This window comes from Streptomyces sp. NPDC092045 (assembly GCF_044756005.1).
In the GTDB taxonomy this organism is placed as follows: Bacteria; Actinomycetota; Actinomycetes; order Streptomycetales; family Streptomycetaceae; genus Streptomyces.
The window spans coordinates 355,336-381,885 of record NZ_JBIVSC010000002.1 but is presented as its reverse complement, the minus strand read 5'-3'; the positions used below and the strand labels follow the sequence as shown (position 1 = coordinate 381,885).

General features: G+C 74.6%; 22 protein-coding genes. 12 read left to right on the top strand and 10 right to left on the bottom strand.

The window, feature by feature from the left end:
• The first annotated feature begins 188 nt into the window (after positions 1 to 188).
• The 4 genes from ACIQKA_RS08490 to ACIQKA_RS08475 all read left to right on the top strand — a co-directional run bounded on the left by ACIQKA_RS08490 (position 189) and on the right by ACIQKA_RS08475 (position 4,115).
• Complete coding sequence (locus tag ACIQKA_RS08490) at positions 189 to 1,556, top strand: glycosyltransferase family 4 protein (RefSeq protein WP_383151288.1); 1,368 nt, start codon at positions 189 to 191, stop codon at positions 1,554 to 1,556.
• A 73-nt stretch (positions 1,557 to 1,629) separates the two neighbouring features.
• The gene (locus ACIQKA_RS08485) at positions 1,630 to 2,364 is read left to right on the top strand and encodes a class I SAM-dependent methyltransferase (RefSeq protein WP_383151289.1); all 735 of its coding nucleotides are present in this window, start codon (positions 1,630 to 1,632) and stop codon (positions 2,362 to 2,364) included.
• On the top strand, positions 2,361 to 3,461 hold the full coding sequence (locus ACIQKA_RS08480; RefSeq protein WP_402540461.1) for a prenyltransferase: 1,101 nt from the start codon (positions 2,361 to 2,363) through the stop codon (positions 3,459 to 3,461). The genes ACIQKA_RS08485 and ACIQKA_RS08480 overlap by 4 nt, the downstream gene beginning before the upstream one ends.
• Before the next feature lie 93 nt (positions 3,462 to 3,554).
• Positions 3,555 to 4,115 carry a hypothetical protein gene (locus ACIQKA_RS08475; protein WP_383151292.1) on the top strand — a complete coding sequence of 187 codons (561 nt, stop codon included), beginning with the start codon at positions 3,555 to 3,557 and terminating at the stop codon, positions 4,113 to 4,115.
• A 74-nt stretch (positions 4,116 to 4,189) separates the two neighbouring features.
• Here ACIQKA_RS08475 and ACIQKA_RS08470 read toward each other — a convergent pair whose 3' ends face one another.
• The gene (locus ACIQKA_RS08470) at positions 4,190 to 5,047 is read right to left on the bottom strand and encodes a DUF5336 domain-containing protein (protein WP_383151293.1); all 858 of its coding nucleotides are present in this window, start codon (positions 5,045 to 5,047) and stop codon (positions 4,190 to 4,192) included.
• Positions 5,048 to 5,162: 115 nt separating this feature from the next.
• On the bottom strand, positions 5,163 to 6,044 hold the full coding sequence (locus ACIQKA_RS08465) for an N-acetylmuramoyl-L-alanine amidase (RefSeq protein WP_383440820.1): 882 nt from the start codon (positions 6,042 to 6,044) through the stop codon (positions 5,163 to 5,165).
• A gap of 174 nt (positions 6,045 to 6,218) precedes the next feature.
• Between ACIQKA_RS08465 and ACIQKA_RS08460 the strand changes: the two genes are divergently transcribed.
• A complete protein-coding gene (locus tag ACIQKA_RS08460) occupies positions 6,219 to 8,177 on the top strand; it encodes a hypothetical protein (RefSeq protein WP_402540458.1) in 1,959 nt (652 codons plus the stop codon).
• A 64-nt stretch (positions 8,178 to 8,241) separates the two neighbouring features.
• Here the strand turns inward: ACIQKA_RS08460 and ACIQKA_RS08455 are convergent, their stop codons facing one another.
• The gene (locus ACIQKA_RS08455) at positions 8,242 to 8,871 is read right to left on the bottom strand and encodes a class I SAM-dependent methyltransferase (RefSeq protein WP_383151296.1); all 630 of its coding nucleotides are present in this window, start codon (positions 8,869 to 8,871) and stop codon (positions 8,242 to 8,244) included.
• A gap of 46 nt (positions 8,872 to 8,917) precedes the next feature.
• Positions 8,918 to 9,274, bottom strand: coding sequence for an ATP-binding protein (locus ACIQKA_RS08450; RefSeq protein ID WP_391092915.1), 357 nt, complete (start codon positions 9,272 to 9,274; stop codon positions 8,918 to 8,920).
• Between the two features lie 136 nt (positions 9,275 to 9,410).
• On the opposite strand from ACIQKA_RS08450, the gene ACIQKA_RS08445 reads away from it, so the two are divergent.
• The 4 genes from ACIQKA_RS08445 (at position 9,411) to ACIQKA_RS08430 (ending at position 16,544) form a co-directional block, all read left to right on the top strand.
• Positions 9,411 to 10,259 carry a helix-turn-helix domain-containing protein gene (locus ACIQKA_RS08445; RefSeq protein WP_402540455.1) on the top strand — a complete coding sequence of 283 codons (849 nt, stop codon included), beginning with the start codon at positions 9,411 to 9,413 and terminating at the stop codon, positions 10,257 to 10,259.
• Positions 10,219 to 10,500: a DUF397 domain-containing protein gene (locus tag ACIQKA_RS08440; RefSeq protein WP_391092917.1), complete on the top strand. Its 282-nt coding sequence runs from the start codon at positions 10,219 to 10,221 to the stop codon at positions 10,498 to 10,500. Before ACIQKA_RS08445 ends, ACIQKA_RS08440 begins: the two co-directional genes overlap by 41 nt.
• A gap of 703 nt (positions 10,501 to 11,203) precedes the next feature.
• Complete coding sequence (locus ACIQKA_RS08435; protein ID WP_402540616.1) at positions 11,204 to 15,892, top strand: ricin-type beta-trefoil lectin domain protein; 4,689 nt, start codon at positions 11,204 to 11,206, stop codon at positions 15,890 to 15,892.
• Complete coding sequence (locus ACIQKA_RS08430; protein WP_383151300.1) at positions 15,879 to 16,544, top strand: hypothetical protein; 666 nt, start codon at positions 15,879 to 15,881, stop codon at positions 16,542 to 16,544. The genes ACIQKA_RS08435 and ACIQKA_RS08430 overlap by 14 nt, the downstream gene beginning before the upstream one ends.
• Positions 16,545 to 16,624: 80 nt before the next feature.
• On the opposite strand, the gene ACIQKA_RS08425 is transcribed toward ACIQKA_RS08430, so the two are convergent.
• Complete coding sequence (locus ACIQKA_RS08425) at positions 16,625 to 17,029, bottom strand: DUF4259 domain-containing protein (RefSeq protein WP_383151301.1); 405 nt, start codon at positions 17,027 to 17,029, stop codon at positions 16,625 to 16,627.
• A 131-nt stretch (positions 17,030 to 17,160) separates the two neighbouring features.
• On the opposite strand from ACIQKA_RS08425, the gene ACIQKA_RS08420 reads away from it, so the two are divergent.
• Both ACIQKA_RS08420 and ACIQKA_RS08415 read left to right on the top strand, forming a co-directional pair.
• Positions 17,161 to 18,627 carry an MFS transporter gene (locus tag ACIQKA_RS08420; RefSeq protein ID WP_383151302.1) on the top strand — a complete coding sequence of 489 codons (1,467 nt, stop codon included), beginning with the start codon at positions 17,161 to 17,163 and terminating at the stop codon, positions 18,625 to 18,627.
• A gap of 34 nt (positions 18,628 to 18,661) precedes the next feature.
• Positions 18,662 to 19,579, top strand: coding sequence for a DUF6891 domain-containing protein (locus tag ACIQKA_RS08415; RefSeq protein ID WP_402540452.1), 918 nt, complete (start codon positions 18,662 to 18,664; stop codon positions 19,577 to 19,579).
• 450 nt (positions 19,580 to 20,029) lie between these two features.
• Here ACIQKA_RS08415 and ACIQKA_RS08410 read toward each other — a convergent pair whose 3' ends face one another.
• From ACIQKA_RS08410 to ACIQKA_RS08395, 4 genes are all read right to left on the bottom strand, one after another.
• Positions 20,030 to 20,662, bottom strand: a complete 633-nt coding sequence (locus tag ACIQKA_RS08410; RefSeq protein WP_383431202.1) for a response regulator — start codon at positions 20,660 to 20,662, stop codon at positions 20,030 to 20,032.
• A 183-nt stretch (positions 20,663 to 20,845) separates the two neighbouring features.
• Positions 20,846 to 22,027, bottom strand: a complete 1,182-nt coding sequence (locus ACIQKA_RS08405; protein WP_402540450.1) for a sensor histidine kinase — start codon at positions 22,025 to 22,027, stop codon at positions 20,846 to 20,848.
• A 35-nt stretch (positions 22,028 to 22,062) separates the two neighbouring features.
• Positions 22,063 to 22,782, bottom strand: coding sequence for an ABC transporter permease (locus ACIQKA_RS08400; protein WP_383151305.1), 720 nt, complete (start codon positions 22,780 to 22,782; stop codon positions 22,063 to 22,065).
• Positions 22,779 to 23,834 carry an ATP-binding cassette domain-containing protein gene (locus ACIQKA_RS08395; protein ID WP_402540445.1) on the bottom strand — a complete coding sequence of 352 codons (1,056 nt, stop codon included), beginning with the start codon at positions 23,832 to 23,834 and terminating at the stop codon, positions 22,779 to 22,781. Before ACIQKA_RS08395 ends, ACIQKA_RS08400 begins: the two co-directional genes overlap by 4 nt.
• Before the next feature lie 264 nt (positions 23,835 to 24,098).
• Between ACIQKA_RS08395 and ACIQKA_RS08390 the strand changes: the two genes are divergently transcribed.
• Positions 24,099 to 24,953, top strand: a complete 855-nt coding sequence (locus ACIQKA_RS08390; RefSeq protein ID WP_383151307.1) for a MaoC/PaaZ C-terminal domain-containing protein — start codon at positions 24,099 to 24,101, stop codon at positions 24,951 to 24,953.
• A 422-nt stretch (positions 24,954 to 25,375) separates the two neighbouring features.
• On the opposite strand, the gene ACIQKA_RS08385 is transcribed toward ACIQKA_RS08390, so the two are convergent.
• Positions 25,376 to 26,548, bottom strand: coding sequence for a hypothetical protein (locus ACIQKA_RS08385; RefSeq protein WP_383431083.1), 1,173 nt, complete (start codon positions 26,546 to 26,548; stop codon positions 25,376 to 25,378).
• Between the last annotated feature and the right edge of the window lie 2 nt (positions 26,549 to 26,550).

The following is a 26,550-nucleotide window of genomic DNA, read 5'->3' as shown; positions in this document are numbered from 1 at the left end:
TGGGGAGCGACAGTATGGCGGCGGCCCCGCCGTGGCGCGAATCACCCGCTCCGGATCTCACCGCGGCGCTACCTGCCGGTAGATTCTGTCCTTCCCGGACGACCTGACGACGGCCGAGTCTGTAACTTGTTCTAGATTAACGCCAGCGGTTACGCTCCGGCGAAACGCACGCTCGAAGGGGGCCGCGCATGACCGCCGAGGCCGTACAGGCAGGCCCCCGACAGGCCGTCACCGACCCCGGTGACGTCCCCCGGGTTCTCGGCCGTGCCCGAACAGGGGGGACCCCCACGTTGCGGATCGCTCTCCTCACGTACAAGGGGAACCCCTTCTGCGGGGGCCAGGGCGTCTACGTCCGGCACCTCTCCCGCGAGCTCGCCCGCCTCGGCCACACCGTCGAGGTCATCGGCTCCCAGCCGTACCCCACGCTCGACGAGGGCGTGCCGCTCACCGAGATCGCCAGCCTCGACCTCTACCGCTCCCCGGACCCCTTCCGGACCCCGAAGCGCGACGAGTACCGCGACTGGATCGACGCCCTGGAAGTCGCCACCATGTGGACCGGCGGCTTCCCCGAGCCGCTCACCTTCTCCCTGCGGGCCCGCCGCATGCTCGCCGCCCGCCGCGGCGACTTCGACGTCGTCCACGACAACCAGACCCTCGGGTACGGACTCCTCGGCGGCCCGCGCGCGCTCGGCGCGCCCCTCGTCACCACGATCCACCACCCCATCACCGTCGACCGCGGCCTCGAACTCGACGCCGCCGACGGCTGGAAGCGCCGCCTCTCGGTCCGCCGCTGGTACGCCTTCACCGCCATGCAGAAGCGGGTCGCCCGCCGCCTGCCGTCCGTGCTCACCGTCTCCGGCACCTCCCGCCAGGAGATCGTCGAGCACCTCGGCGTGCGCGAGGACCGCATCCGCGTCGTCCACATCGGCGCCGACACCGACCTCTGGTCCCCGGACCCCTCGGTCGCCGAGGTCCCCGGCCGGATCGTCACCACCTCCAGCGCCGACGTCCCGCTCAAGGGCCTGATCCACCTGATCGAGGCGCTCGCCAAGCTCCGCACCGAGAACCCCGACGCGCACCTCGTCGTCGTCGGCAAGCGCGCCGAGGACGGCCCCGTGGCCCGGGCCATCGAGCGGTACGGCCTCGAAGGCGCCGTCGAGTTCGTCAAGGGCATCAGCGACGCCGAGCTCGTCGACCTCGTCCGCTCCGCCCAGGTCTCCTGCGTGCCCTCGCTGTACGAGGGGTTCTCGCTGCCCGCCGCCGAGGCCATGGCCACCGGCACCCCGCTCGTCGCCACCACGGGCGGCGCCATCCCCGAGGTCGCGGGTCCCGACGGCGAGACCTGCCTCGCGGTGCCGCCCGGCGACGCCGGCGCGCTCGCCGCCGCCCTCGGCCGGGTCCTCGGCGACCCCGACCTGCGCGCCCGGCTCGGCGCCGCCGGACGGGAGCGGGTCCTGGAGCGCTTCACCTGGGCCCGCGCGGCCCTGGGCACGGCCGAGCTGTACCGCGAGGCGATCGCCCGCCGGGGCGCCGCCTCCCCGCCCGCCCGCGGATGACCACCGTGCGCCCGCACCGACCGAACGACCTCCACCCGCACCGCCCCCGTCCCGACCGCGAAGGCAGGCCCTCGTGCTGACCGTCGACTTCACCCGCTTCCCGCTCGCCCCCGGCGACCGCGTGCTCGACCTGGGCTGCGGTGCGGGCCGGCACGCCTTCGAGTGCTACCGGCGCGGCGCCCGGGTCGTGGCCCTCGACCAGAACGCCGAGGAGATCCGCGAGGTCGCCAAGTGGTTCGCGGCCATGAAGGAGGCCGGGGAGGCCCCGGCCGGCGCCACCGCGACCGCGATGGAGGGCGACGCCCTCAACCTGCCCTTCCCCGACGAGTCCTTCGACGTCGTCATCATCTCCGAGGTCATGGAGCACATCCCGGACGACAAGGGCGTCCTCGCCGAGATGGTCCGCGTCCTCAAGCCGGGCGGCCGGATCGCGATCACCGTCCCCCGCTACGGCCCCGAGAAGGTCTGCTGGGCGCTCTCCGACGAGTACCACGAGGTCGAGGGCGGCCACATCCGCATCTACAAGGCCGACGAGCTCCTCGGCAGGATCCGGCAGGCCGGCCTCAGGCCGTACGGCACCCACCACGCGCACGCGCTGCACTCGCCGTACTGGTGGCTCAAGTGCGCTTTCGGCGTGGACAACGACAAGGCGCTGCCGGTCCGGGCGTACCACAAGCTCCTGGTCTGGGACATCATGAAGAAGCCCGCCCTGACCCGGGTCGCCGAGCAGCTCCTCAACCCGGTCGTCGGCAAGAGCTTCGTGGCCTACGCCACCAAGCCGCACCTCCCGAAGGCCGATGCCGAGTGACGAGCCCCGAGCGGATCGCCGAGCACCTCGTCCTGCCCGGGGTGCTCACCGCCGAGCAGGCCGCCGAGACCGTCGCCGGGATACTCGCCGTCCAGCGCGAGGACGGCGCGATCCCCTGGTTCCGCGGCCACCACCTCGACCCCTGGGACCACATCGAGGCGGCGATGGCCCTGGACGCGGCCGGCGAGCACGCCGCCGCCGCCCGCGCCTACGAGTGGCTCGCCCGGCACCAGAACGCCGACGGCTCCTGGTACGCCGCCTACCACGACGGCGACCCGGAGCGGGTCACCGACCGGAGCCGCGAGTCCAACTTCGTCGCGTACGTGGCGGTCGGCGTCTGGCACCACCACCTGTCCACCGGCGACGACGCCTTCCTCGACCGGATGTGGCCCGTCGTCTACGCGGCCGTCGAGTTCGTCCTCGGACTCCAGCAGGCCGGCGGCCAGATCGGCTGGAAGCGCGAGCCGTCCGGCGAGCCCGTCGCCGACGCCCTCCTCACCGGCAGCTCCTCGATCCACCAGGCCCTGCGCTGCGCCCTCGCCGTCGCCGAGGCCCGCGAGGAGCCGCAGCCGGACTGGGAGCTGGCGGCCGGGGCCCTCGGCCACGCGATCCGCCGCCACCCCGAGCGCTTCCTCGACAAGTCCCGCTACTCGATGGACTGGTACTACCCGGTCCTCGGCGGCGCCGTCACCGGCGAGGAGGCGCGGGCCCGGATCGACGCGTCCTGGGACGCGTTCGTCGTGCCCGGCCTCGGCGTCCGCTGCGTGGTCCCCAACCCGTGGGTCACCGGCGGCGAGAGCTGCGAACTCGCCCTCGCCCTCTGGGCGGTGGGGGAGTCCGACCGGGCCCTCACGATCCTCCAGGACATCCAGCACCTGCGGGCCGCGAACGGCATGTACTGGACGGGGTACGTCTTCGAGGGCGACACGGACGCCGACCGGACGATGTGGCCCGAGGAGCAGACGAGCTGGACCGCCGGGTCCCTGCTGCTCGCGGTGGCCGCGCTCGGCGGCGAGGAGGCCACGGTCGCCGTCTTCGGCGGCGAGCGCCTCCCGTCCGGTCTGGAACCGGACTGCTGCGGGGACCCCGCGCCCTGAGACGGGGGACCGGCACCCGTACGGAGTCGCCCCGGTGGCGCCCGTACGGGCCCGGGGCGAGGCTGGCGCCACAGCCCCCAGGGAGGTCCCGCCGTGCCCGGAACCCTTGCCCGCGCAGCCGTGGCGCCGCCGCTGTGCTGCGCCCTGCTGCTGACCACCGCCGCCTGCGGCGGGGACGACGGGGGGCGGTCCGCGAGCGCCTCCGCGAACCCCTCGGCGTCCCCGGCCCCGTCGGGCAGCGCCGAGCGGCAGAAGCTGGCCAAGACCCGGTTCGTCGCCAACGCCGGCCTGGCCGCGGGCGCCACGTACCAGTGGATCGTGAAGCCGTACCGGGCGGGCACGTTCAAGAAGGGCGCCGACGGGCGCACCTTCGCCGTGGTGAAGGCCGGTCTCGCGGGCGCCTTCGCCTACAACCGGCTCAAGGCGGCGGCGGAGAACGCCAAGGGCGACCCGCTGCTCTCCAAGGCGGTCGCGCCGCTCACCGCCGGGATCGACTCGCTCAAGGACCTCGGCACCAAGTTCCGCAAGGGCGAGGTGGGCGAGGGGGACGTCGGCGCCTTCGAGAGCGTGATCAACGGCGTCAAGGAGGCGGGGCGGAGCGCGGGCGCGGAGGTCGAGGACCAGGTGCCCAGCACGTCCCAGCTCGGGGGCTGAGCCCCCGGGGAACGGCGACGGCCCCCGTCCGGACCGAGGATCCGGACGGGGGCCGTCGCCGTGTGCGGGACCGGTCAGCCGCGCTGGATGCCGGTGGTGTCCTGGAGGACGCCGCGGCGCCCGTCCTGCGTCTGCGCCACCAGGGCCTGGCCGCGCTGCTCGACCGCCAGGTACCAGGTGCCGGGCGCCAGCTCGGCGATCGGGGCCTGTCCGCCGTCCTCCGCGTACAGCGGACGGGCGACCGGGACCGCGAACCAGAACGGGGCGAAGTCCGAGGCGGGCTGCGCCGGGGCCTGCTGCGGCTCCGGCTGCTTCGGGGCCTGCGGCTGGGGCTGCGGGGCGGGGGCCTGCGCGCCGAACGGGTGGCCGGCACCGTGCGAGGCGTCGTGCGCGCCCCCGTACGGCTGCTGCTGCGCGCCCGGGTAGCCGTAGCCGCCGGGGACGCCCTGCGGGCCGGGCTGGCCCGGCTGCATGCCGTACGGCTGCGGGGTCTGCGGACGCGGCGCGCCCACCAGCGGGGCCTGGAGGGCCGGGACGAGCGGACCGGCGACCGCGGCGGCGGCGAGGACCAGGGAGGCGATCAGGCCGAGGATCAGACCGGCGCCGGCGTTGGTCGCCTCGAAGATCCACATGAGCAGGGTCCACGCGGAGGCGATGGTGAACGCGGCACCGACCTGACCGAGCTCCAGCCCCGCCACCTTGCGCTGCTGCGGCAGGGCGCGGGAGGCGACGACGAGGGCGGCGCCGACGATGCCCAGGAAGAAGGAGCCCCAGCCGAGCGGCGACGCCTCCCACGAGTTCGGGCTGTCGATCTGGTCGCAGATCGACGCCGGGCCGTCGCAGCTCGAAATGCCGAGGAACGAGGCGATGAACAGCACCACCGCTGCGCCGATCAGCACGCCATCGCCTCGGGTGAGGGAGCGGATATTCACGTGAGAAGTCCTTCGTCGGGTCGTCGTCGCGTCGGTCGTCGTCGCGACGGGGTGGCGCTCGGGATCATGGCAGGGGGGCGGCCCCCCGGTACGGAGAATCTATCGCCCGCCGGTTCTACCCCCGGAGGTAGGTGGCGATGCCGTCCGCGATCCCCTGCGCCGCCTTCTGCCGCCACACCGCCGACGCGAGGAGCTGCGCGTCCTCCGGATCACGCATATTGCCGCATTCGACGAACACCTTGGGCACGGTTGAGAGATTGAGTCCGCCGAGATCGTCCCGTACGTCCAACCCCGTGCCCCCGCCGAGGTAGTTGGCGGGCGCGGTGCCGGTGGCGCGGGCGAACCGGTCCGCGATCCGTTCGCCCAGTTCACGGGAGGGGCCGACGATCCTCGCGGTGTCGGCGGCGCCCTCCCGCACGCGTGCGGGGAGGATCACATGGAATCCGCGGTGCCCGGCGGCCGAGCCGTCCGCGTGGACGGAGACGACGGCGTCGGCGCGCGCCCCGTTGCCGATCCGCGCCCGCTCGTCGACGCACGGGCCCCAGGGGCGGTCCGCGTCGTGGGTGAACACCACCGTCGCCCCGCGCGCGGTGAGCAGGTCCCGCAGCCGGTGGGAGACGTCCAGGGTGAAGGAGGCCTCGGTGTACCCGTCGTTCGTCGACGTGCCCGTGGTGTCGCACTCCTTGCGGTTCGTCCCGATGTCCACCTTCTGGTTGATCTCCTTGGAGTGCCGGAAGTTGCCGGGGTTGTGACCGGGGTCGACGACGACGGTCCGCCCGGCGAGGGAACGGTTCTCCGGCACCGAGGCGGCGGGGGCGGAGGGGGTGCGGCCCGGCTGCGGGGCGCTCCGCGTCGCCGACTGCTCCGGGCCCTTCCCGGACGGCGGCCCGGCCGGGTCCGCGGAGGCCCCGCAGCCGGCGAGCGCGGCACAGCAGCCCGTGGCGGCGAGGACGAGGGCGAGGGGACGGCGGGCGGTCTTCCGGTGGTCGTTCGGCACCCCGCGACTTTAGGCCTTGCGCGGGGCGAAATCCCGCAGGGGCCCGTACCGGGTACGTACCGGGTTGGTCACCGCCGGGGAAGAACGGTGGACGCGTGTGCGGGGACGGTGAAGGGTAGCCATCAGAGGCGACGGTGGGGTGCCACCGCGCATGGATCCACGAGGGGGACCGTGGTGGGGGAAGAACCGAACGACGCACGTCCCGAGCCGGCCGACAGGATCCCGGGCGGGGACGCCTCGGACCGCTCGAACCAGAACCAGGACCCGGGCCGGAGCGCTCCGGACCCGCGTACGGCTCCGGTGCCGGAGGCGCCGCCCTGGGCCCCGGTGCCCCCGGCGGACCGGACCCCGCAGGGCCCGGCCGCTCCGCCCCCGCCGGCGCAGCCGCCCGCCACGCCCACGCTCGCCTTCGGCCCGCCCCCGGCGGCGTCCGGGCAGCCGTCCGGGCAGGGCTCCGGAGAGGCGTCCGGCGCGGTGCCCGTCGGGGCGGGTGCCGCCGCGCCCGGATACGGCTATCCGCGGTCCGGCCCCGCGACCGCGCCCGGCTACGGCCCGCCGCCGGGATACGGACCGCCGGGGTACGGGCCTCCCGGGTACGGCCCGCCGCCCGGGGACGGGCCGCCCGCGCAGCCGCCCGGCCCGGCGAACCCGGCGCAGGCCGCCGCGATCGCCCTGCTCAACCTCTCCGGCCTCGGCCTGGGGTACGTGCTCCTGCGCCACTGGGCCGGCGCCGCGCTCTGCTGGCTCGCCACCGCCGCCCTGCTGGTGGTCGCGCTGCCCGCCGACGTCGACGGCGTGCCCGCCGGCGTCCTCGTCGGGTACGGCGTCCTGCTGCTCGCCGCCGCGGCCGACGGCTTCCGGCGCGGGTTGCGCGCCACCCTCCGGACCGGCGCGGCCCTCCGGCGCCTGGCGCTGCCGCTCGCCCTGGTGCTGCTCGCCGTGCCCGCCGGGGGCTCCCTCGCGTACGGCGCGGCCCGCGAGGAGGCGCGGGAGGAGGCCCTGCTCGCCCGCCTGGCCGTCGCCGACGAGCGGGTGAGGTCCGGCGAGGGGCTCCTCTTCGAGCGGGCCGAGCCCCTCTACCGCCTGGCGCTCGCCACCTATCAGGACCTCGGCACGAAGCACACCGGTTCGCGGGCCGGGAAGCTGGTCCCCGCGCGCCTCGACGCGTACTACGCGCAGCTCTCCGCGCCGTACGCGAAGAAGGACCACTGCCGGGCGGTCGCGCCGCTCAAGCACCTGCGGGGCCTGGCCGGGACGTTCGACAAGGACCTGCTCGGCACCCGGCCGGCCAGGGCGGACGAGCCGCTGGCCGAGTCGCTCTACGGGTGCGGGACGGCCGCGCTCGGCGTGCAGTCGGCCGAGCCGGCCGCCGAGGTGAGCCTGAACGAACTCCTCGACACCTTCCCGAAGTCGGCCCAGGCGACCCGCGTCGAGCCCGCCGTCCGCGAGGCGATCAAGACGCGGTCGGCCGCCGTCGACGGCGGCGCCGCGCCCTGCGGGACCGTCGTCGAACTGCGCACCCTCCGCGGCTCCGTGGACGCGCTGCCGGACGCCGTCTTCGCGGAGGCCGCGCGGGAGACCGCGGCGGCCGTCGAGAAGGGCGACTTCGCCTGCGGGACCTCGCAGTTCCGGAGCAAGGAGTTCGACGACGCGGCCGCGACGATGACCCAGTTCGCCAAGGACCACCCGAACAGCCCGAAGGCCGCGCACGCGCGCTCGATCGCCATCGCGGCCGAGATAGCGGACGAGGAGCCCGAGGCCGGCAAGGCCCTGCCCCCGGCGGCGGCCCCCGGCGGCGCCCGGATGGTCATGGTGGTGAGCAACGACGGCCCCGGCTCGGTCGATCTGCTCTACACGGGCCCGACGACCGGCAAGGTCACGCTGAACGCGTGCGCGACCTGCACGAAGTACCCGGGCTCGGTCTTCCTCGACCCGAAGAAGATCAAGGCGTGCACCGGCCCGTCCTCGAAGTACCCGAAGGCGACGCTGCTGCTGCCCGCCGGCACCTACCACTTCCTCCAGAAGCGGGCCGGCACGGGCACGACGACGGTCGGGGACACCAAGACCAGCAAGACGAAGATCGAGCCGAACTACAGCTACACGAACTGCCTGTACGTGACGTCGGGGTTCTGACGCGCGGAGCCCGTCCGGCGGCCGTCCCTCCTCCCGGGAGGGGCGGCCGCCGCCCGTTCCCGCCTCAGCGGCGGCGCAGCACCCGCAGCGAGTCGGTCACCGAGACCTCCTCGAAGTCGCCCGACTCCAGGGCGCGGAGGTAGATCCGGTACGGGGCCTGGCCGCCGTCCTCCGGGTTCGGGAAGACGTCGTGGATGACGAGCAGACCGCCGGGGGCGACCTTGGGGGCCCAGCCCTCGTAGTCGTTCACGGCGTGCTCGTCGGTGTGCCCGCCGTCGACGAACACGAGGCCGAGCTGCCCGGCCCACACCTTCGCCACCTGCGGCGAGCGCCCGACGACCGCGATCACGTGCTCCTCCAGACCCGCCCCGCGCAGGGTCCGGCGGAAGGTCGGCAGGGTGTCCATGAGCCCCACCTCGGGGTCCACCACGGTCGGGTCGTGGTACTCCCAGCCGGGCTGCTGCTCCTCGCTGCCCCGGTGGTGGTCCACGGTGACCGCGACGGTCCCCGCCCGCCGGGCCGCGTCCGCGAGCAGGACCGTGGACCGCCCGCAGTACGTCCCGACCTCCAGGAGCGGCAGCCCCAGCTCCGCGGCCTCGACGGCCGCCCCGTACAGCGCGAGCCCCTCCCCGACGGGCATGAAGCCCTTCGCGGCCTCGAAGGCGGCAAGGATCTCGGGGCTGGGCTCGGACATGGTGGCTCCTACTGGCGAGTACGGCGGTACGGGCGCCCATCGTGCCCTACCCGTCGCACTCGAACCACACCGTCTTCCCGCCGGCCCGTTCCTCGACCCCCCACCGGTCCGTCACGGCCTCCACCAGGACCAGTCCCCGCCCGCCCTCGTCCAGCTCCCCGCCCGCCTTCGCGACCACGGTCCCCGGCGCCCCGTCCGCCACCTCCACCCGCAGCCCGTACGGCTCGCGCAGGATCAGCACGGAACACCGGCGGCCCGGCACGTGCCGGACGACGTTCGCGACCAGCTCGGTGAGCGCGAGGGTCGCGGAGTCGGACAATCGGACGAGCTCCCACCGCGTGAGGAACATGTGCAGGATGCGGCGCATGTGACCGGCGGAGTGCTCACCGACGGTGAAGCCCATGCGGTAACTCGACGTAAGTTCCGCAGGGTAGAGGTCTGTTGCCTGATTCATGCCACCAGGGTGGACGCTTTTCGTTACGCTCGGCTACGGCCCGAACACAACGCCTCATGGCGTCGATCTGGGGGGTGACCTCGCCGTGGTCAACATCCGCAACCTCGATCCCAGCGCCTCGCCGCTGGACTACTACGGAGCGGAATTACGCCGTCTGAGGGAGGCGGCGGGGCTGAACCAGTCGCAGCTCGGTGACGTCGTCCACTGCACGGGCTCGCTGATCGGCCAGATAGAGACGGCGAAGAAGGTTCCGACGAGGCGGTTCTCGGAACAACTCGACGCCGCGTTGATGACGGGCGGGACGTTCTCGCGGTTGGTGGGGCTGGTGCTGAAGAGCCAGTTGCCGACGTGGTTCCAGCCGTACGCGGACATGGAGGCGAGGGCGACCTACATCTACTCGTTCCAGCCCCAACTGGTCGTCGGCCTGCTCCAGGCGAAGGAGTACGCACGCGCTGTGCTCGGAGTCCGGACGGAAGGGGATCTCGATGCCAAGGTCGCTGCCCGAATGGATCGCCAGCGGATCCTGGAGAGGGAGACCCCGCCCCTGATGTGGGTCGTCCTGACCGAGGCGGTGCTGCGTCAGGAGGTCGGCGGCAAGGAGGTCATGCGAGAACAACTCGCCCACCTGTTGCGGATGCAGGAGCACGACTGGGTCAAGATCCAGATCCTGCCGTTTACTGCCGGGGCACACGCTGGCCTGCCAGGTGAGTTCAACCTGCTGCGCTTCGACGACGACCCCGACATCGTCTACACCGAGGACTTCGTCCAGGGGCATATGACCGCCGATCCGGCCGCGTTCAGGGAGGGTTCGCTCCGTTACGATCACCTGCAAGCGGCTGCCCTCTCGGTGGAAGACTCGGCCGCACTGATCGCCCGCGTCATGGAGGAGCAGTATGGGAACCAACCAGAACCTGACGGGCGCGCGCTGGCGTAAGTCTTCGTACAGCTCCGACACCGGCGGCAACTGCATCGAGTGCGCCCCGCTCGGTACCGCCGCCTGGCGCAAGTCGTCCTACAGCGGCGACAACGGCGGTGAATGCGTCGAGGTCGCCGACCTCGCCGCCCACGTCGCCGTGCGCGACTCCAAGAACCCCGAAGGCCCCGCCTTCCTCGCCGCCCCGGCCGCCTTCGCGGCCTTCGTGAGCGCCGCCGCCGAGGGGCGTCTCGGCCGCTGACCGCGGCGACCCTCCCCCCGCGGGAGCGGTGATCCCCGTCCCGGCGCCACCCGCCGGGGCGGGGATCGCGTGAATCCGGCTCCAACCCGCCGCCCGGCAGCGGCATTCGAGCCAATCTATGGCTGAAGAACACCATCTCGCGCCTCCCTTCTTCACAGGTTGCACACAGGTGGCACCCGGTATGACCTCGGGGATTGCGCGCGCCGCGCCGTGAGCCACCGGCAAGCGGTTTTCCGTTCCGCGTTCCGGACCCTCCGGCCGGGCCTTGCCGAGCTTTGTTGACTCGGGGTTAAGTAACGCCGCGCGCCGGGGACCGACCATCCCCATCGTGACGCGCTCACATCATCAACGGCGGCCGGGGGACAACGCCGCCACGGGGGAGAACGGCACCGCCATGCCTCGGTGCCGGCCCACTGTGAACGTCGCCCGGGTCATCCCTGCCCGCCTTCGTTCCCCGTGAAGGAAGCCCCCCTTGCGATTCACCCCGGGGTTGTTCAGCCCCCGCTCCCGCTCGTCCGGCACCCTCGCCGGCGCCCTCACCACCGCCGTCACGTCCACCGCCGCCCTGGCCGTCCTCGCCGGTCTCGGCGTCCGGCCCGACCTGGCCCCGCCGGACGCCGTGCCGGTGGCCGCGACGGCCGACTCGTACGACGGCTACGACGCCAAGGCGGCCCAGCAGCTCCGCGAGGACCAGTGCGTGGGCATGGAGGCCCTGCGCACGGGCGGCCCCAACCTGCACGCCCTCGCGCAGAGCGCCCTGCTCCTGCCGCCCGACCAGATGCACAAGCAGTTCGAGCGGGACCTGTTCAACGACAAGACCCCGCTGCACGTGGCCCGCGAAGCGGACGTCACCCTGACGAGCCAGGCGCTGGAGAAGGTCCGGCAGCAGGGACACGCGTGGTCGAGCGCCGCGAGCCTGGAGTCCTACCCCAACGAGCCGAAGGACCCGGAGAAGGTCTTCGAGCGGACCGGGCTCGAGCCGTGGCTCTCCCAGGGGTACTGGGCGTCGGTCGACGTGGTCAACCCGTGGCACGACTCCTCGCCCACCGCCGACGACCGTACGAAGGCCGCCGCGCTCGCGGTCGGCGACCCGCTCTACACCAACGCGGGCACGCCGAAGGAGCAGGAGGCGTGGGCGCTGTGGAAGAAGAACTCCGGGAAGGTCGAGGAGAACAACTTCTTCATCCCGCGGGTGTTCGCGGACGACGCCCGCATCTTCCTCGCCTCCGGCGGCTTCCCCCGCACGGCCCCCGAGCCGGACTCCCCGGAGTTCCGGATCGCGGTCGAGGACCTGAAGGCCCGCTTCGGGGCCTGCGGCTGGCACGACCCGATCGATCCGAACCGGGTCCTCGGCAAGCAGGTGGCGCAGGCCGCGGCCGAGTGGCAGCAGGAGATCGCCGGCCAGACCGCCCAGCGGCAGCAGATCCTCACCGCGGGCAAGGACGCCACGAAGGCGCTCCAGGACGGCACCCAGGCGCTCAGCATGCTCCTGGGCCAGTCCTGGCTCGCCGACTACTACACCCGCTGGCAGGACCACTGGACCCCCGGCGGCGTCGGCTGGATCGGCACCGGCTACACGGTCGTCGAGGTCCCGGGCGCGAAGGGCATGTGCCTGGACGTCCAGGGCGGCGGCAAGACCAACGGCACGCCGGTCCAGATCTACACCTGCAACGGCGGCGCCGCGCAGGAGTGGTCGCTGGAGGGCGGTGAGGAGGACCTCCACCTCCGCAACACCGGCTCCTTCAAGTGCCTGGACGTGGCCGGGAACGCCTCGGCCAACGGCACGAAGATCCAGATCACGGACTGCTACAGCACCAGGGGCCAGTCCTGGAAGGCCGACGTCCGCGCCCCCTCCGTCCTCAAGAGCGTGACCACGGGCAAGTGCCTGGACCTCAGCTCCTTCACCAAGAGCACGGACCTGCGGCTGTGGGACTGCAAGGACACCAGCGCGCAGAAGTACCTGATCAAGCCGAACGGCAAGAAGGGCCCCGGCAGCGCGCCCCAGCCCGCCAAGGCGGAGTTCGACACCGCGAAGAAGGGCCTCACCGACGCCCAGGCAGCCGCGAAGACGCACCTCGCCGCGGTCAGGGCCCAGCTGGAGAAGGCCAAGAAGTCGGCCACCGCCTCCGACACGGCCCTCCAGGCCGCGTACGGCGTCGCGGACGCCGCGGGCGCCCCGCGCGGCCGCGGCCTCCTGGTCGGCCGGCAGAAGGCGCAGATCACCAAGGGCGCCGTCGCCGCCCTGACCGCGATGGTGAAGGCCGGCGAGACCGCCGAGGCCGCCACCCGGGCCGCCGCGGCCGACAGCGCCACCATCACGCAGCGGGCCGTCGCCCAGACCGCCCAGGCCAACGCCGAGTTCCGCAAGGAGGCCGCGCACACCGCCGAACTCCAGGCGAAGGCGGCGGCCGACGGGGCCAAGCTGCACCGCGACAACGCGAAGAAGGACAAGGAGACGGCCGAGGCCAAGCTCGCCGTCGCCCTGAAGGCCGAGGGCGACGCCAAGGCCGCCGCGGCCGACGCGCACGCCAAGCGGCTCGCGGCCGAGGCCGAGGAGGCCAGGGCGAAGGCGGAGAAGGACACCGCCGCCGTCAAGCAGAACGAGGCCGCCCAGCACAAGAGGACCGCCGAGGCGGAGGCCGTGAAGGCCGACGACGCCAGGAAGGCGGCCGAAGCCTCCGAGGCGACCGCGGTCGCGCGGAAGGACGACGCGGTCAAGGCGCGCGACAAGGCCCGCGACCTCAACGCCGACGCGTGGGACGCCGCGCAGAAGGCGGACGCGGCCCGCGCCAAGGCCGACGCGAAGGAGGCGTACGCCCAGGCCCACGAGTCCGACGAGCAGGCCCAGGCGTCCAGGGCGGCGGCCGACGCGGCCTCCGCCCACGCGGACGACGCCGAGGCCGCCGCGGGCCGGGCCCGTTCCGCCGCCGACGCGGCGGGCGAGGCCGCGGCCGAGGCGGACGCCGCCGCCACCCGCGCCGAGGCCGCCGCCAAGCGGTCCCGCGCGTACGCGGACGGCGCCCGGGCCGCCAAGCTGAAGGCGGACGCCGCGGTGTGGACCGCGACCAGCGCCGCCGCCGACGCCCTCAAGGCGTCCGACCACGCCGCCGCCGAGGCGCGCACGGCGGTCGCGCTGGCCGACGAGGCCCAGCGCAGGGCGAAGGAGGCCAAGTCCCACGCGGACGCCGCCTCGAAGGAGGCCGCGACCGCGCGGGCCGCGTCGGTGAAGGCCGCCGGGTTCGCCTACGTCACCGCCCGCGCGGCGGCGGAAGCCGGCGCGGCCGCCTCCCAGGTCGCCAAGCCCGCCAACGACGCGATCCAGCTCGGCTCGCCGTACGCCGAGACGGACACCGCCGCGAGCCTGGTGGTCCTCACGGGCCAGGCGTCGAAGACGATCGCCGAGCAGCAGAAGGCCGTCGCCGACGCGCACGCCAAGAACGCGCAGGCCGAGGCGGTGGCCGCGAAGAGCCTCGCGGACCAGGCCACCGGCGACGCCAAGCAGGCCTACGTGCACGCGGCCGCCGCCGCCGGACACGCGGCCGACGCGCGCGGCTACGCGAAGGAGGCCCTCGGCCACGCGGCCGAGGCCGCCGCCGCGGCGGCGAAGGCCGCCCAGTCGCTGGCCCGCACCGTCGAGTACGACCGCAAGGCCGCCGAGGACGCCGCCGCCGCCGACCAGGCCGCCGGCCGCGCCGAGGGCCACGCCCGCGCGGCCCGCGACTCCGCCGACCAGGCCGCCCTCGACGCCGAGGGCGCCCGCCAGGCCGCGTCCCGCGCCGAGCAGTCCGCCAAGGACGCGCGGGCGGCGGCCGAACGCGCCGACACCGCCGCGACCGAGGCGGAGCAGGCGGCGAAGGACGCCCTGAAGTACGCCCAGGAGGCGCAGAAGGCGGCCGAGGAGGCGGCCCGCAACGCCGCGAACAAGCAGGTCTCGTCGGGCGCGGGAACCGGAGTCGGCGGGACGTGGTACGTCGTCGACGAGGACAGCATCGAGATCACCGACGCCGAGCAGCACGAGCCCTGCGAGATCACGATCGGCTTCGAGGGCTGCACCACCACCTTCACGGTCACCTTCAGCGCGGTGGTCGACTTCTTCCTCTGCACCGACCCCGAGGTGGCGGGCGGCGCCGGAAGCTGCCCGAAGGCCGACACCCTGCTCGTCGAGAGCAAGCGCGTCCCGGGCCTGAAGAAGGACGTCACCCGGTACTTCTCCAAGCTGGAGCTCATCCAGCAGACCCTCACCTACAAGCTCATCAAGGCGGTCCTCGTCCAGGACTTCGTCGACTGCTGGCACGGCAGCGCCAGCGGCTGCGCCTGGGCCGCGAGCAACTTCGTCCCCGGCAAGGCGTTCGGCACGGTCTTCGAGGGCATCCGCGCCCTCGACGCGGCCATGAAGACCGGCATCGGAGTGCGGGACGCGTTCAGGGCCCTCAACGTCCTCGACCTGGACCCGGGCACCCTCGCCAAGCTCAACGCCATCGTCAACGCCCACGAGGACCTCTACACCGCCTGCAAGCTGAACAGCTTCCCCGGCACCACCCGGGTGCTGATGGCGGACGGCTCGCAGCGGCCCATCAGCCGGGTGAGGGCGGGCGACCTCGTCAGGGCCACCGACCCGGCCACCGGCCGGCCGGAGGCCCGGCGGGTCACCGACACCTTCGCCCACGACACCCGGCGCCTGGTGGACATCACCGTCGCCGGGGGCGGGAAGCTGGCCAGCACCGCCGGCCACAAGTTCTACGTGGCCGACCGCGGCTGGACCCTGGTCTCCGACCTGAGGACCGGCGACCGCCTGCGCACCCCGGACGGCTCCGTCCGCGCGGTGACCGCCCTCCTGGACCGTCCGGGCCTGGCCCCGCGCACGGTCCACGACCTCACGGTCGACGACCTGCACACCTTCTTCGTGCTGGCGGGCGCCACCCCGGTCCTGGTCCACAACTGCAACGTGGCCCTGGGCTGGCAGCGCGGCGGCGAACTCGACAAGTGGGCCGGCGCGAACAAGTTCGCCACCTTCTCCATCGCGTCCCCGGCCGACTTCGCCCGGATCGCGGAGATGGCCATCGCCGACCCGAACGTGATCCTGCACATCAACCTGACGGGCCTGGACGGTCTCGGAGGCTTCATGGCGGCCGCGCAGCGAGGCCTCCGGGCCGGCGTGCACGGCCAGGCCACGGACTACGAGATGTCCATGATCGCCAGGGCCCTCCACAACGGGCAGCGCTCGTGGGACTCGATCAAGTTCTACTCGCCGACGGGCCCGAAGGGAGCCATGGAACTGAATCCCGGCACCCCCATGCCGGACCTGTCGACGCTGAAGGGGGACATGGACCGCGTGAAGGGTTCGATCATCGGTTACTGCCACTGCCGGGAAGACGCGCATGGAAGCCCGTGAGGAGGACCCGTACCCGGACGTGACCGCCGCGGGCGGCCTCGCACCGGCCCTGCGGGAGGAGGCGGAGCGGCGCGGCCGTGACGTCGGGCTGCCGCCCTGGGCCACCGACGCCCTCGGCATCGAGACGACGCGCGGCTACCTGTCGGTCGACACCGAGCCCGGGGAGCGGCTGTTCAGGCTGCGCGTCCACATCCCCGACTTCGGCTGGGACATCGGCTCCACGGACGACCTCGGAACGCTCGTGGAGGCGATCGCCGCGTGGCGGGAGGACGTGCTGCTCGACGAACTGGCGGCGAGGTTCGGCTTCCTGGACCTCGCCGGGTTCACCGGCGCGCTCGAAGCCGGAGAGCCCACGACCACCCAGTGGGCCGCCCTCCTCTCGTCCGAGTACCACCGGGGGCAGCGGAGCCTCCTGCTCCGCCTCCACGCGGACGAGGCGCTGCGGAACGCGTTCCCGACCATGACGCACCACGCCGTCCGCCTCCAGGCGAACCCGATGGACTGGGCGAGCCGCCAGGTCCTGGTGCGCGCAACGGACGGGGGGCGCCACGAGATCGTGCGCGTCGGGACGCCCGGGGCCGACTGGACCGAGGTGCCGGACGACGAGCTGATCACCCGCCTGCGGGCGGCGCTGGACGGCGAGCGGGCGTGACGGCCCGCTGAGACCGAAGCCCCGCCGGGCTCGTCCCGGCGGGGCTTCCCCGTGCCGTCGGAAGGCGTTCCGGACGGCCCTCACGCCCCCGCCAGGACCGCCCGCAGCCCCCGCACCCCCGCCTTCCACTCCTCCCCGTCCGACTCCTCCCACAGTTCGAGCAGCTCGGACGGCTCGGTGAGGATCCGGTCCAGGGCCTCGACGGCCTCCGGGCGGAGCGCGGCCGGGAGGGCGGGCAGGGGGGCCTTCGGGCCGTACGAGGTGGTGACCGGGGCGCCGCCGGGGCACTGCGCCGCGAGCAGGGCCGCCGAGGCGATCGCCTCCACCGCCAGGTCCGCGTCCAGGTAGTCGCCGCCGGTGCCGGTCACCTCGCGGAAGGCGCCGCGCAGCACCTCCGCCTTCCGCTCCGCCGGGGCCTCGTCCACCCGGTAGGAGAAGTCGGCCGCGGTGTCGTTGTCGAAGGGGCCGATGTCCCAGGTACCCATGGCGTGCTCGCTCTCTGTCTTCCGAGGCCGGAGGCCGTCTGCGCCCGCATCGTGACAGCCCCCACTGACAACGCTCGGGCCGGGGCCGTAGGACCCACGGCGTATGTACGGGGCTGAGGGCGTCTGCGACCATGACCGTCATGCCGCAGACCGACTCCGCCACCAGTACGTCCCCCCTCGTCCCTCCCGCCCCCGCGCCCCGCGCCTGGGCGGTCGTCCTGGTCGCCTGCGCGGGACAGTTCCTCGTGGTGCTCGACGTCTCCGTCGTGAACGTGGCGCTGCCGTCGCTGCGGGCCGACCTCGGGCTCTCGGCGCTCGGTCTCCAGTGGGTCCTCAACGCGTACTCGATCGCCTTCGCCGGGTTCATGCTGCTCGGCGGGCGGGCCGCCGACCTCTACGGGCGCAAGGCGATGTTCCTGCTCGGGCTCGTGGTGTTCACCGCCGGGTCCGTCGCGGGCGGCCTCGCCCAGGAGGGCTGGCAGCTCGTCGCCGGGCGCGCCGTGCAGGGGCTCGGCGCCGCCGTCCTGTCGCCCGCCACCCTGACCCTGGTCACCGGCGCGGTCGCCCCCGGGCCCGCCAGGAGCCGGGCCATCGGCACCTGGACGGCGGTCGGCGCGGCCGGCGGCGCGGCGGGCGGCTTCGTCGGCGGCCTCCTCGTCGACCTGCTGTCCTGGCGCTGGGTCCTCCTCGTCAACGTCCCCGTCGGCGCCCTCGTCCTCACCGGCGCGCTCCTCTGGCTCCGCGAGAGCCGCCCCGGCACCGGCCGCCGCCTCGACCTGCCGGGCGCGATCCTGGTCACCGGCGGGCTCGCCACCCTCGCGTACGGCATCGTCCAGACCGAGGAGGCGGGCTGGGGCGACCCGAAGACCCTCCTGACGCTCCTCGGCGCGCTCGTCCTGCTCGCCGTCTTCGTCGCGGTCGAGGCCCGCACGGCGGCCCCCCTGATGCCGCTGAAGATCTTCCGCACACGGACGGTGTCGGCGGCCAACACCGCGATCCTGCTGTTCGGTTCGAGCTCCTTCGGCATGTGGTTCTTCATGACGGTGTACGCGCAGAACGTCCTCGGCTACACCCCGCTCCAGGCCGGTCTCGCGCTCGTGCCCAGCTCCCTGAGCGTCGTCCTGGGCTCCAAGCTCGCGCCCCGCCTGATGCCGGCCCTCGGCGCCCGCACCGTCGCCGTCGTCGGCGCGCTCGTCGCCGCCTCCGGCTTCGCCTGGCAGTCCACGATGCAGGTCGACGGCACCTTCCTGACGACGATCCTGGGCCCGGGCATCCTCATGATGGGCGGCATCGGCCTGGCCACCACCCCGCTGGCCACCCTCGCCACCTCCAGCGCCGCCCCCGGCGACGCGGGCCTCGTCTCCGGCCTCGTCAACACCTCCCGCACCATGGGCGGCGCCCTCGGCCTCGCGACCCTCTCCACCGTCGCCGCCGCCGTCACCGGCCCGGTCCACGGCACCCCGGACCCGGCCGCCCTGACCTCGGGCTACGCGACGGCCTTCCGCGTCTCGGCGTCGGTCCTCCTCGGCGCGACCGTGCTGATGCTGTTGTGGCTGCCGAGGTCCGGGCGCCGGAACGCCGAGCAAGACATCCCCTAGGGCCTCTGTCGGAGGGGTGTGCCAGAGTCTGCGCATGCTCGACATCGTGGTGCAGACGGAGAACGGGGAGCGGCACGTCCGCGTGTCCGCCGGGGAACTGGCCGGGCTGGTCCGGCGCATCGGCGGCGACGAGGACCGGTTCCTGGTGGTCCAGCGGATACCCGACCTGCCCGACGTCTTCGCCCAGGTCTGGCACGAGACCGGCGGCGACTACACGCTGGAGCACCGCGACGGCGCTCCCGACCGGCACTTCCAGGTGGTGACCGGCGGGCCCGAGGCCGTGGCCGCGGCGATGACCGGCTGGGCCCGCGGGGAGGCGGGCTGGGACGACGGCCTGTCCTGGTCGCCGCTGGACATGGGTCCGGCCCGCGAGGTGCCGCCGCTCGACCTCGGCGAGGACGAGCGCGAGACGCTGGAGGGGCGCGTCCGCGAAGTGCTGGCCGGCGGCTACGCCTCCCGCGCCGAACTGGCCGAGCTCGCGGAGGAGTACCTGGTCACCGAGGGCCGCCGGCCCGTCTCCCGCGAGCAGGCGCACACACTGGCCGACCGGCTGTGGCTGGAGCGGGTCGCGGAGCAGGCCGCGTGGCGGGGCGAGACCGACCCCGAGCGGCTCACCCGCGCGTTCGCCGCCCTGGAGGAGTCCGGCATCACCGCCCGTGAGAATTTCACCTGCTGCCGCACCTGCGGCCGGTCCGAGATCGGCGACGCGGGAGGGCCCGACGCCCGCGGCTTCGTCTACTTCCACACCCAGTGCACGGACTCCGCCGCGGCCGGCCACGGGCTGATGCTCCTCTACGGGAGCTTCGACGGCTCGTCCGAGACCACCGCGGCCGTCGGCCACGAGGTGGTGGCCGCCCTCGCCGCGGTCGGCCTCCCCACCGAGTGGGACGGCGATCCCGGCCGGGCCGTCACCGTCACGCCCCTGGACTGGCGCCGCCGCCTCGTCGGTTAGGGCCGACCTCCGCGCCGAGGGCGACGACGGGGCCCGGCGGCCCCGTCGTCGTACCGGGTACGGCTCCAGCCCGCCTCGTCCGCGGGGCTGTCGACCCCCACCCGCCCTCGGCGGCCGAACGCCCGCCACCGGGCACGGGCGACCTCCGGACCGGCCCGGGGGCCGGCACCGAGCCGTGGACCACGTGCGGTCCGTGGGCGCGTCCCGTGTCGTGTCCGTTCGTGAGTTCGCTCATGGGGGAGGACGCGCGGACCGCCGCCCGCCGGTCTTGTACGGATGTCCGCGCGGAGCCGCCGGCCACCGGTCCCGTACCCACTCGGCGCGGAGCCGCCGGTCACCGGACCCGTACACACGCCCGTGCGCGGTCGTCGACCACCGGCCTCGTCCGTGCTTCTTCCGGAGTCGCCCCCCGTACGGCCTTTCCGCGCGGCGGTCGTCGTGCCGCGCGGCTCAGAGCCAGCCCTGCCGCCGGGCCGCCCTCACCGCCTCCATGCGGTTGCGGGTGCCCGTCTTGCCGATCGCGGAGGAGAGGTAGTTGCGGACCGTGGACTCCGAGAGGTGCAGGACCGCCGCGATGTCCGCGATCGTCGCGCCGTCCACCGAGGCCGCCAGCGCGTCCCGTTCGCGGGCCGTCAGGGGGTTCGGGCCCGCGCCGAGGGCCGCCGCGGCGAGGGCCGGGTCGACCACCGTCTCGCCCCGCAGGACCGTGCGGACCGCCTCGGCCAGCTCCTCCACCGGCCCGTCCTTCACCAGGAACCCGGCCGCCCCCGCCTCCATCGCCCGCCGCAGGTAGCCCGGCCGGCCGAACGTCGTCAGGATGAGGACCCGGCAGTCCGGCACCTCGTCCCGCAGGTCCGCCGCCGCGTCGAGGCCCGAACGCCCCGGCAGCTCGATGTCGAGCAGCGCCACGTCCGGCCGCGCCACGAGCGCCGCGTCCACGATCTCGTCGCCCCGCCCGACCTGCGCGACCACCTCGATGTCCGGCTCCATGCCGAGCAGCAGGGCCAGTGCCCCGCGCATCATCCCCTGGTCCTCGGCGAGCAGGACCCTCACGGACTTTCCCGGGCGGTGGTCCCTCGGCATCTCGGTCACGGGGACCAGGGTAGGGCGCGCGGAGGCCGGGTCACGGTGGGCGCGCTCCGGGGGGACGGGGCGGCGATCCGCAGAACGCACGGGTGCGGGGTGGGGAGATGCCGAAGCGCCGGCTGTCCGGAGTCGGCCGCGACTCCTGGGACGCCCCGGTCGCCCTCGTCGGCCGACGGCCCGTCAGCAGGCGTCGGTCCGGGCGTCCCCGAGGTCCGGACCCGGCCCGGCGGGCTCCACCGGGAGTTCCGCGACGACCCTGAACCCGCCGTCCGGCACCGGCCCCGACTCCAGGGTGCCGCCCGCCGCCGCGAGCCGTTCGCGCAGGCCGCGCAGACCGCTGCCGGGAGCGTGCGCGGGGCCGGCGGCCTGCGGACCCGGCCCGCCGTTCCGCCCGTCGTCGGTGACCGTCAGGCGGGCCCGGCCGTCCGAGCCGGAGATCTCGACGACGCAGCGGGACGCCCCGCTGTGCCGCACCGCGTTCGTCACGGACTCCCGCACCACCCAGCCGAACAGCGCCTCCGCCGCCGGTTCCAGGAGCGGGCCCGAGCGGCGCACGACCGGCTCGATGCCCGCCGAGGAGAGCGCGTCGCGCGCCCGGTCCAGCTCGGCCGCCAGACTGCCCTCCCGGTAGCCGGTCACCGCCTCCCGGATCTCCGTCAGCGCCTGGCGGCCCACCGACTCGATGTCCGCCACCTGCGCCAGGGCCGCGTCCAGGTCGTGCGGGGCGAGCCGCCGGGCGGCCTCCGACTTGACCACGACCACCGAGAGCGTGTGGCCCAGGAGGTCGTGGAGGTCGCGCGAGAACCGCAGCCGCTCCTTCTCCACCGCCGTCCGCGCCAGCTCCTCCCGGGTCGCCCGCAGCTGCCGGACCGTCTCGTTCAGGGCGAGGATCGCCGCCGTCACCATCACCGAGATGAACGTCCCGTACACGACCCCGAACGAGTCCCAGCCGTCCCGCCAGAACGTCACCGCCGCCACCCCGGCGACCAGCGGGAAGGTGATCCGGGACAGCAGCCTCCCGCGTCGCACCACCGCCCCGACCGCCAGGCCCAGGAGCGGGAAGAGCAGCAGCCACTCCCGGCCGTAGCCGGTGGCGAGCCCGAAGGTGAGCGCCGCGAGCGCGCCGAGCAGCCACCAGGTCAGCGGCGCCTCCCGGGCGCGCGGGTCGAAGGCGCGCAGGACGATCGCGATGTACAGGGTGTTGAAGGCGAGCAGGCCCAGGCCGCCGATCCACGGGTTCGGCGCCTCGCCGCCGAGGAGGTGCGAGAGCGCGCCCAGGCCCATGAGCAGCCAGGGGAGCAGGCTGAGCCCGCTCGGGCCCCGCTCGCGCAGCCTCTCCCGCCGTCGCCGCCGGATCTCCATGACCGCCCCCGTGTCCTCTCGTGGTTCCGCGTCCGTCACGCCGTCCGTGCCGAACGACGGTACGAGACCGCCGCGTACGCGCCGAACAGCGCCGCCCACCCGGCGAGCACCGCGAGGGCCGCCGTTCCCGGGGCCCGTCCGTCCGTCACCGCCACGCCCAGCTCCGCGAAGCGGTTCGTCGGCGTGTACTCCGAGAGCGTCCGGAGCCAGTCGGGGAAGAGCACGACCGGGAACCACAGGCCGCCGACGACCGCGAGCCCCAGGTTGCAGGCGACGTTCACGGCGCCGGTGGTCTGGGCGGTGAGACGGTAGCCGTTGCCGATGCCGAGCAGCGTGAAGGGGAGCGAGCCGAGCCACAGCGTGACGGCGACCGCGACCCACTGCCAGGCCGCCATCCGCACCCCGTTGGCGAGCCCGCCCGCGAGCAGGACCCCCGCGATGGCGGGCAGGACGACCACCGAACCGGTCAGGGCCCGCCCCGCCACCACCTGGCGGGGCGTCATCGGGGTGATCCTCAACTGCCGCAGCCAGCCGGTGGACTTGTCCTCGGCGACCCCGGTGCCGAGGGAGAGCGCGGCGCCCAGCGCCCCGTACGCCGCCATGCCGACCATCCCGGCCGTCCGGTACGCGCCGTCGTCCGTGCCGAGGTTGGTGAAGAGGAGGTACATCATCACCGGGATGCCGATCGTCGAGATCGCGAATCCGGTGTCGCGCAGGGTGCGGCGCACCTCCAGGCGTACGTACGCGGTGATCATCGGGTGGTCTCCGGGCTCGTGGTCGGTGCGGTCGGCGTGGTCTTCGTGGGCGGCGCGGTCGGTCCGGTCGGTACGGTCTTCGCGGGCGCGGGCGCGGGCGCGGGCGCGGGCGCGGGCGCGGGTCCGTCGGCCGTCGGCGGCTTCCGGGTGAGGGCGAGGAAGGTGTCGTTCAGGGAGGCCGGGGCGACCTCCAGGCCCCGGATCGCGTCCCGCTCCGCGAGCGCCCGGACCGTCGCGTCGGAGTCGGTGGTGCGGAGCCGGGCGCGGTCGCCCCGGATCTCGTACGAGGTCACGCCGGGCAGCGAGTCGAGCCGGGCGGTCGGCCCGCCGGCCAGGTCGAAGGAGACCAGGCTGCCGCCGACCGCCCGCTTGAGCTGCTCGCTCGTGCCGTCGGCGGCGACCCGGCCGGAGTCGAGCACGACGATCCGGTCCGCGTGCGCGTCGGCCTCCTCCAGGTAGTGGGTGGAGAACAGGACGGTGTTGCCCCGGCGGGCGTAGCCGCGCATCGCCGTCCAGAACTCCTGCCGGGCCTCGACGTCGAGCGCGGCCGTCGGCTCGTCCAGGACGATCAGCTCCGGGTTCCCGACGAGGGCCACGGCGAACCGGACCCGCTGCGCCTGGCCGCCGGAGAGCCGGTCCGCGCGGCGGCCGGCGAGGCCGGTCAGACCGGCGAGCGCCAGGGCCTCCGCGACCGGCATCGGGGCCGGGTGGGTGCGGGCGACGAAGCCGACGAGCTCGCGGACCGTGACCCGGGGGACCGGCCGGCCCTCCTGGAGCATCGCCCCGACCCGCCCGGCCGCGACGGCCCGGGCCGGGGGCCCGCCGAAGAGCTCGACCCGGCCGCCGTCGGGCTCGTCGAGGCCGAGGAGCAGGCCTATGGTGGTGGACTTGCCGGCGCCGTTGCGCCCCAGCAGGGCCACGGTCTCGCCCCGCCGGACGGTGAGGTCGAGCCCGTCGGCGGCGCGGACGGCGCCGTACGCCCTGGTCGCGCCCCGGAAGACGATCGCGGACTCGCCGGCCGGGTCCTGCTTCTCTCGCGTCTGCTGCTTCATGACCACGACGTTACGGAGAGTGAGGGAGGCTCGGGCAGGCCGTTGTGTACTCGTCCGACGGTGACAAATGTCCCGGGGGCCGATCCCGTAGGGGTGCTGACGTGCCGTCACCGAGGGTTCCCAAGCCCCGCCGCCTCGGCTATACATGGGGCCACCGAACTGGAACGCGTTCTAGGCGATCGCGGTCCGGAGCGACCGCGATCCGGGACGACCGCGTTCAGGACGGCCGCGTTCCGGGGCGATCCCGTGAGGAGCAGCAGCCCGATGCCCATCGACGCAGCCAAGGCCGTCGCCGCCGAACCCCGCAGCACCGAGATCGCCTGGGACCACAAGGACGTCCAGCTCTACCACCTCGGCCTCGGCGCGGGCGCGCCCGCCACCGACCCCGCCGAACTCCGCTACACCCTGGAGTCCCGGCTCCACGTCCTGCCCAGCTTCGCCACCGTCGCGGGCGGCGGCATGGGGATCGTCGACGGACTCTCCGCCCCCGGCGTCGACGTCGACCTCATGGCCGTCCTGCACGGCGCCCAGTCGATCACCCTCCACCGCCCGCTCCCCACCGGCGGACGCGCCGTCTCCACCTCCCGCGTCGCCGCCGTCCACGACAAGGGCAAGGCGGCCGTCCTCGTCCTGCGCTCCGAGACCGCCGACGCCGACGGCCCGCTGTGGACGAGCGACGCCCGGATCTTCGTGCGCGGCGAGGGCGGCTGGGGCGGCGACCGGGGCCCCTCCGACCGGCTCGTCCCGCCCGACCGCGCGCCCGACCTGACCGTGGAGCGCCGCGTGCGCGAGGAACAGGCCCTGCTCTACCGGCTCTCCGGCGACTGGAACCCGCTGCACGCCGACCCGGAGTTCGCGGCCCTCGCCGGCTTCGACCGGCCCATCCTGCACGGCCTCTGCACCTACGGGATGACCCTCAAGGCCGTCGTCGACACCCTGCTCGACGGGGACGTCACCCGCGTCCGCGCGTACCGGACCCGCTTCGCCGGGATCGTCTTCCCCGGCGAGACCCTGCGCATCCGGACGTGGACGGTGCCGGGCGGCATCCAGGCGACGGTCACGGTGGCGGAGCGCGACGACGCCCCCGTGCTCGCCGACACGTTCGTGGAGCACGCCTAGCACGGCGGGGCGAGGGCAGGGGCGGCGCGGCCGGGAACGCGGGAGGGCCCCGGGGTCTCCCCCCGGGGCCCTCCGGTTCACCCCGTGCGCCCGGTCACTGCGCGTCGGGTTCGCGGCGGTGGCGGCCGTGCGGCGAGGACGAGGAGTCCTCCGCCGGCGAGGCCTCACCACGATGCCGCCCGGAGCCGTGCGACTCCGTACCCTCCGTGCTTGTCTCCGACATGCTGCGACTCACCCCGTAGAAATCGATCTTTCCGTGCGGCCCGAAAGTCTAGGGCCTGCCCGGCGGATCGGCGGCGGGGTGCGCCGCCGTCGGGCGTGTCCGGCGGATCGGGGCCGGGGCGGGAACCGGTCGGCGGCCCGGCGACGACGGCGAGGCGGCGGCTGGCGGATCGGGGCCGGCGCGGGGCCCGGTCGGCGGATCAGGGCCGGGGCAGGGCCCGGTCGGCGGGCCGGCCGTCCGCGAGGGGGGCCTGCTGGAGCGGTACGGGGCGGCACGCCCGGGGCTCCTCCGGGACCGTCGCCGGCTCCGGCGCGGGGTCCGGCTCGGGCGGCGGCTCCAGGGCCGCGAGCCCGCACGGCGTCCCCGGCGCCGCGTACGGCAGCCGCAGGACGCCCCCGGGCGTCCACAGGCCCGCGCCCGCCAGCCAGCCCTGCGGGACCGCCAGCTGGTCCATCCGCCGGGACGAGGGCCGCCAGGTCCCCACCCAGCTCCCGGCCGCCGCGTCGATCCGCAGCGCCACCGCACAGCCCTCCGGCATGAGCACCTGCCCCGGCTGCACGGCGAACGGCGTCACCGCCGCGTCGTCGAGCCGCAGGCAGTCCGGGAAGCGCACCGGGAGCAGACTGCCGAGGACGCCCCAGCCGAGCCGGTCGTGGCCCGGCGACGGCGCGTCGGAGCGGATCAGGAGCAGCCCGCTGTCCGGGTCCGCGAGCAGCAGCCGGTCGTCGCTCTCCTCGGTGATCTGGAGCAGCGGCGTCACCTCGCCGCCCCGCTCCAGGTCCACGGCGACCGCCTTCACGGGCCCGTCGCCGAGCCGCCGGTCCAGGGCGAGCATCCGGCCCGTGCGGTCCAGCCACACCCCGCCCGAGCAGTGCCCCTCGACCTCCGCCACCGGCTCGGGGCCGAAGGCCCCGCCCGCCACCAGCCACAGCGTCGTGCTCCCGGGGCCGACGCACATCGCGTACGCGCAGATGCCGTCCGGCGAGGGCGGGAGCAGGACGAGGGCCTCGGAACCGGGCGCCTCCACCGAGCCGAGCCGGAGCTCCCCGGTGGCCGGGCCGGTCGGGTAGAGCAGGGAGAAGGAGTTCCGCCGCCCGTCCACGCGGCGGCAGACGAGGACCCGGCCGTCCGCGAGGGGCAGGAGCTGGGTGTGCGGCTCCTCCGGCTGGTCGAGGGGGAGCGGCACGGCGTACGGCTCCGGGCCGTCGAGGGTCCACCTCTCCACGTACAGGGCGTCCCCGACGCCCGCGAGCCTGGCCGCGTACGCGCCGTTCGCCGTGGTCGTGAACCCCGTCGGCCGGCCGTCGCTCCCGCCGTGCTTCCCTTCGCGGTCGTCGTCCTCGGCCGTCGTCTCGATGGCACACGCTGTCATCG

Coding starts and splice junctions, on each gene's coding strand:
- ACIQKA_RS08390 (WP_383151307.1), top strand. CDS start 24,099: ATGCCCATCGACGCAGCCAAGGCCGTCGCCGCCGAACCCCGCAGCACC.
- ACIQKA_RS08385 (WP_383431083.1), bottom strand. CDS start 26,548: ATGACAGCGTGTGCCATCGAGACGACGGCCGAGGACGACGACCGCGAA.
- ACIQKA_RS08395 (WP_402540445.1), bottom strand. CDS start 23,834: ATGAAGCAGCAGACGCGAGAGAAGCAGGACCCGGCCGGCGAGTCCGCG.
- ACIQKA_RS08440 (WP_391092917.1), top strand. CDS start 10,219: ATGGGAACCAACCAGAACCTGACGGGCGCGCGCTGGCGTAAGTCTTCG.
- ACIQKA_RS08405 (WP_402540450.1), bottom strand. CDS start 22,027: ATGGAGATCCGGCGGCGACGGCGGGAGAGGCTGCGCGAGCGGGGCCCG.
- ACIQKA_RS08420 (WP_383151302.1), top strand. CDS start 17,161: ATGACCGTCATGCCGCAGACCGACTCCGCCACCAGTACGTCCCCCCTC.
- ACIQKA_RS08455 (WP_383151296.1), bottom strand. CDS start 8,871: ATGTCCGAGCCCAGCCCCGAGATCCTTGCCGCCTTCGAGGCCGCGAAG.
- ACIQKA_RS08415 (WP_402540452.1), top strand. CDS start 18,662: ATGCTCGACATCGTGGTGCAGACGGAGAACGGGGAGCGGCACGTCCGC.
- ACIQKA_RS08430 (WP_383151300.1), top strand. CDS start 15,879: ATGGAAGCCCGTGAGGAGGACCCGTACCCGGACGTGACCGCCGCGGGC.
- ACIQKA_RS08400 (WP_383151305.1), bottom strand. CDS start 22,782: ATGATCACCGCGTACGTACGCCTGGAGGTGCGCCGCACCCTGCGCGAC.
- ACIQKA_RS08410 (WP_383431202.1), bottom strand. CDS start 20,662: ATGCCGAGGGACCACCGCCCGGGAAAGTCCGTGAGGGTCCTGCTCGCC.
- ACIQKA_RS08425 (WP_383151301.1), bottom strand. CDS start 17,029: ATGGGTACCTGGGACATCGGCCCCTTCGACAACGACACCGCGGCCGAC.
- ACIQKA_RS08450 (WP_391092915.1), bottom strand. CDS start 9,274: ATGGGCTTCACCGTCGGTGAGCACTCCGCCGGTCACATGCGCCGCATC.
- ACIQKA_RS08435 (WP_402540616.1), top strand. CDS start 11,204: ATGGAGGCCCTGCGCACGGGCGGCCCCAACCTGCACGCCCTCGCGCAG.
- ACIQKA_RS08490 (WP_383151288.1), top strand. CDS start 189: ATGACCGCCGAGGCCGTACAGGCAGGCCCCCGACAGGCCGTCACCGAC.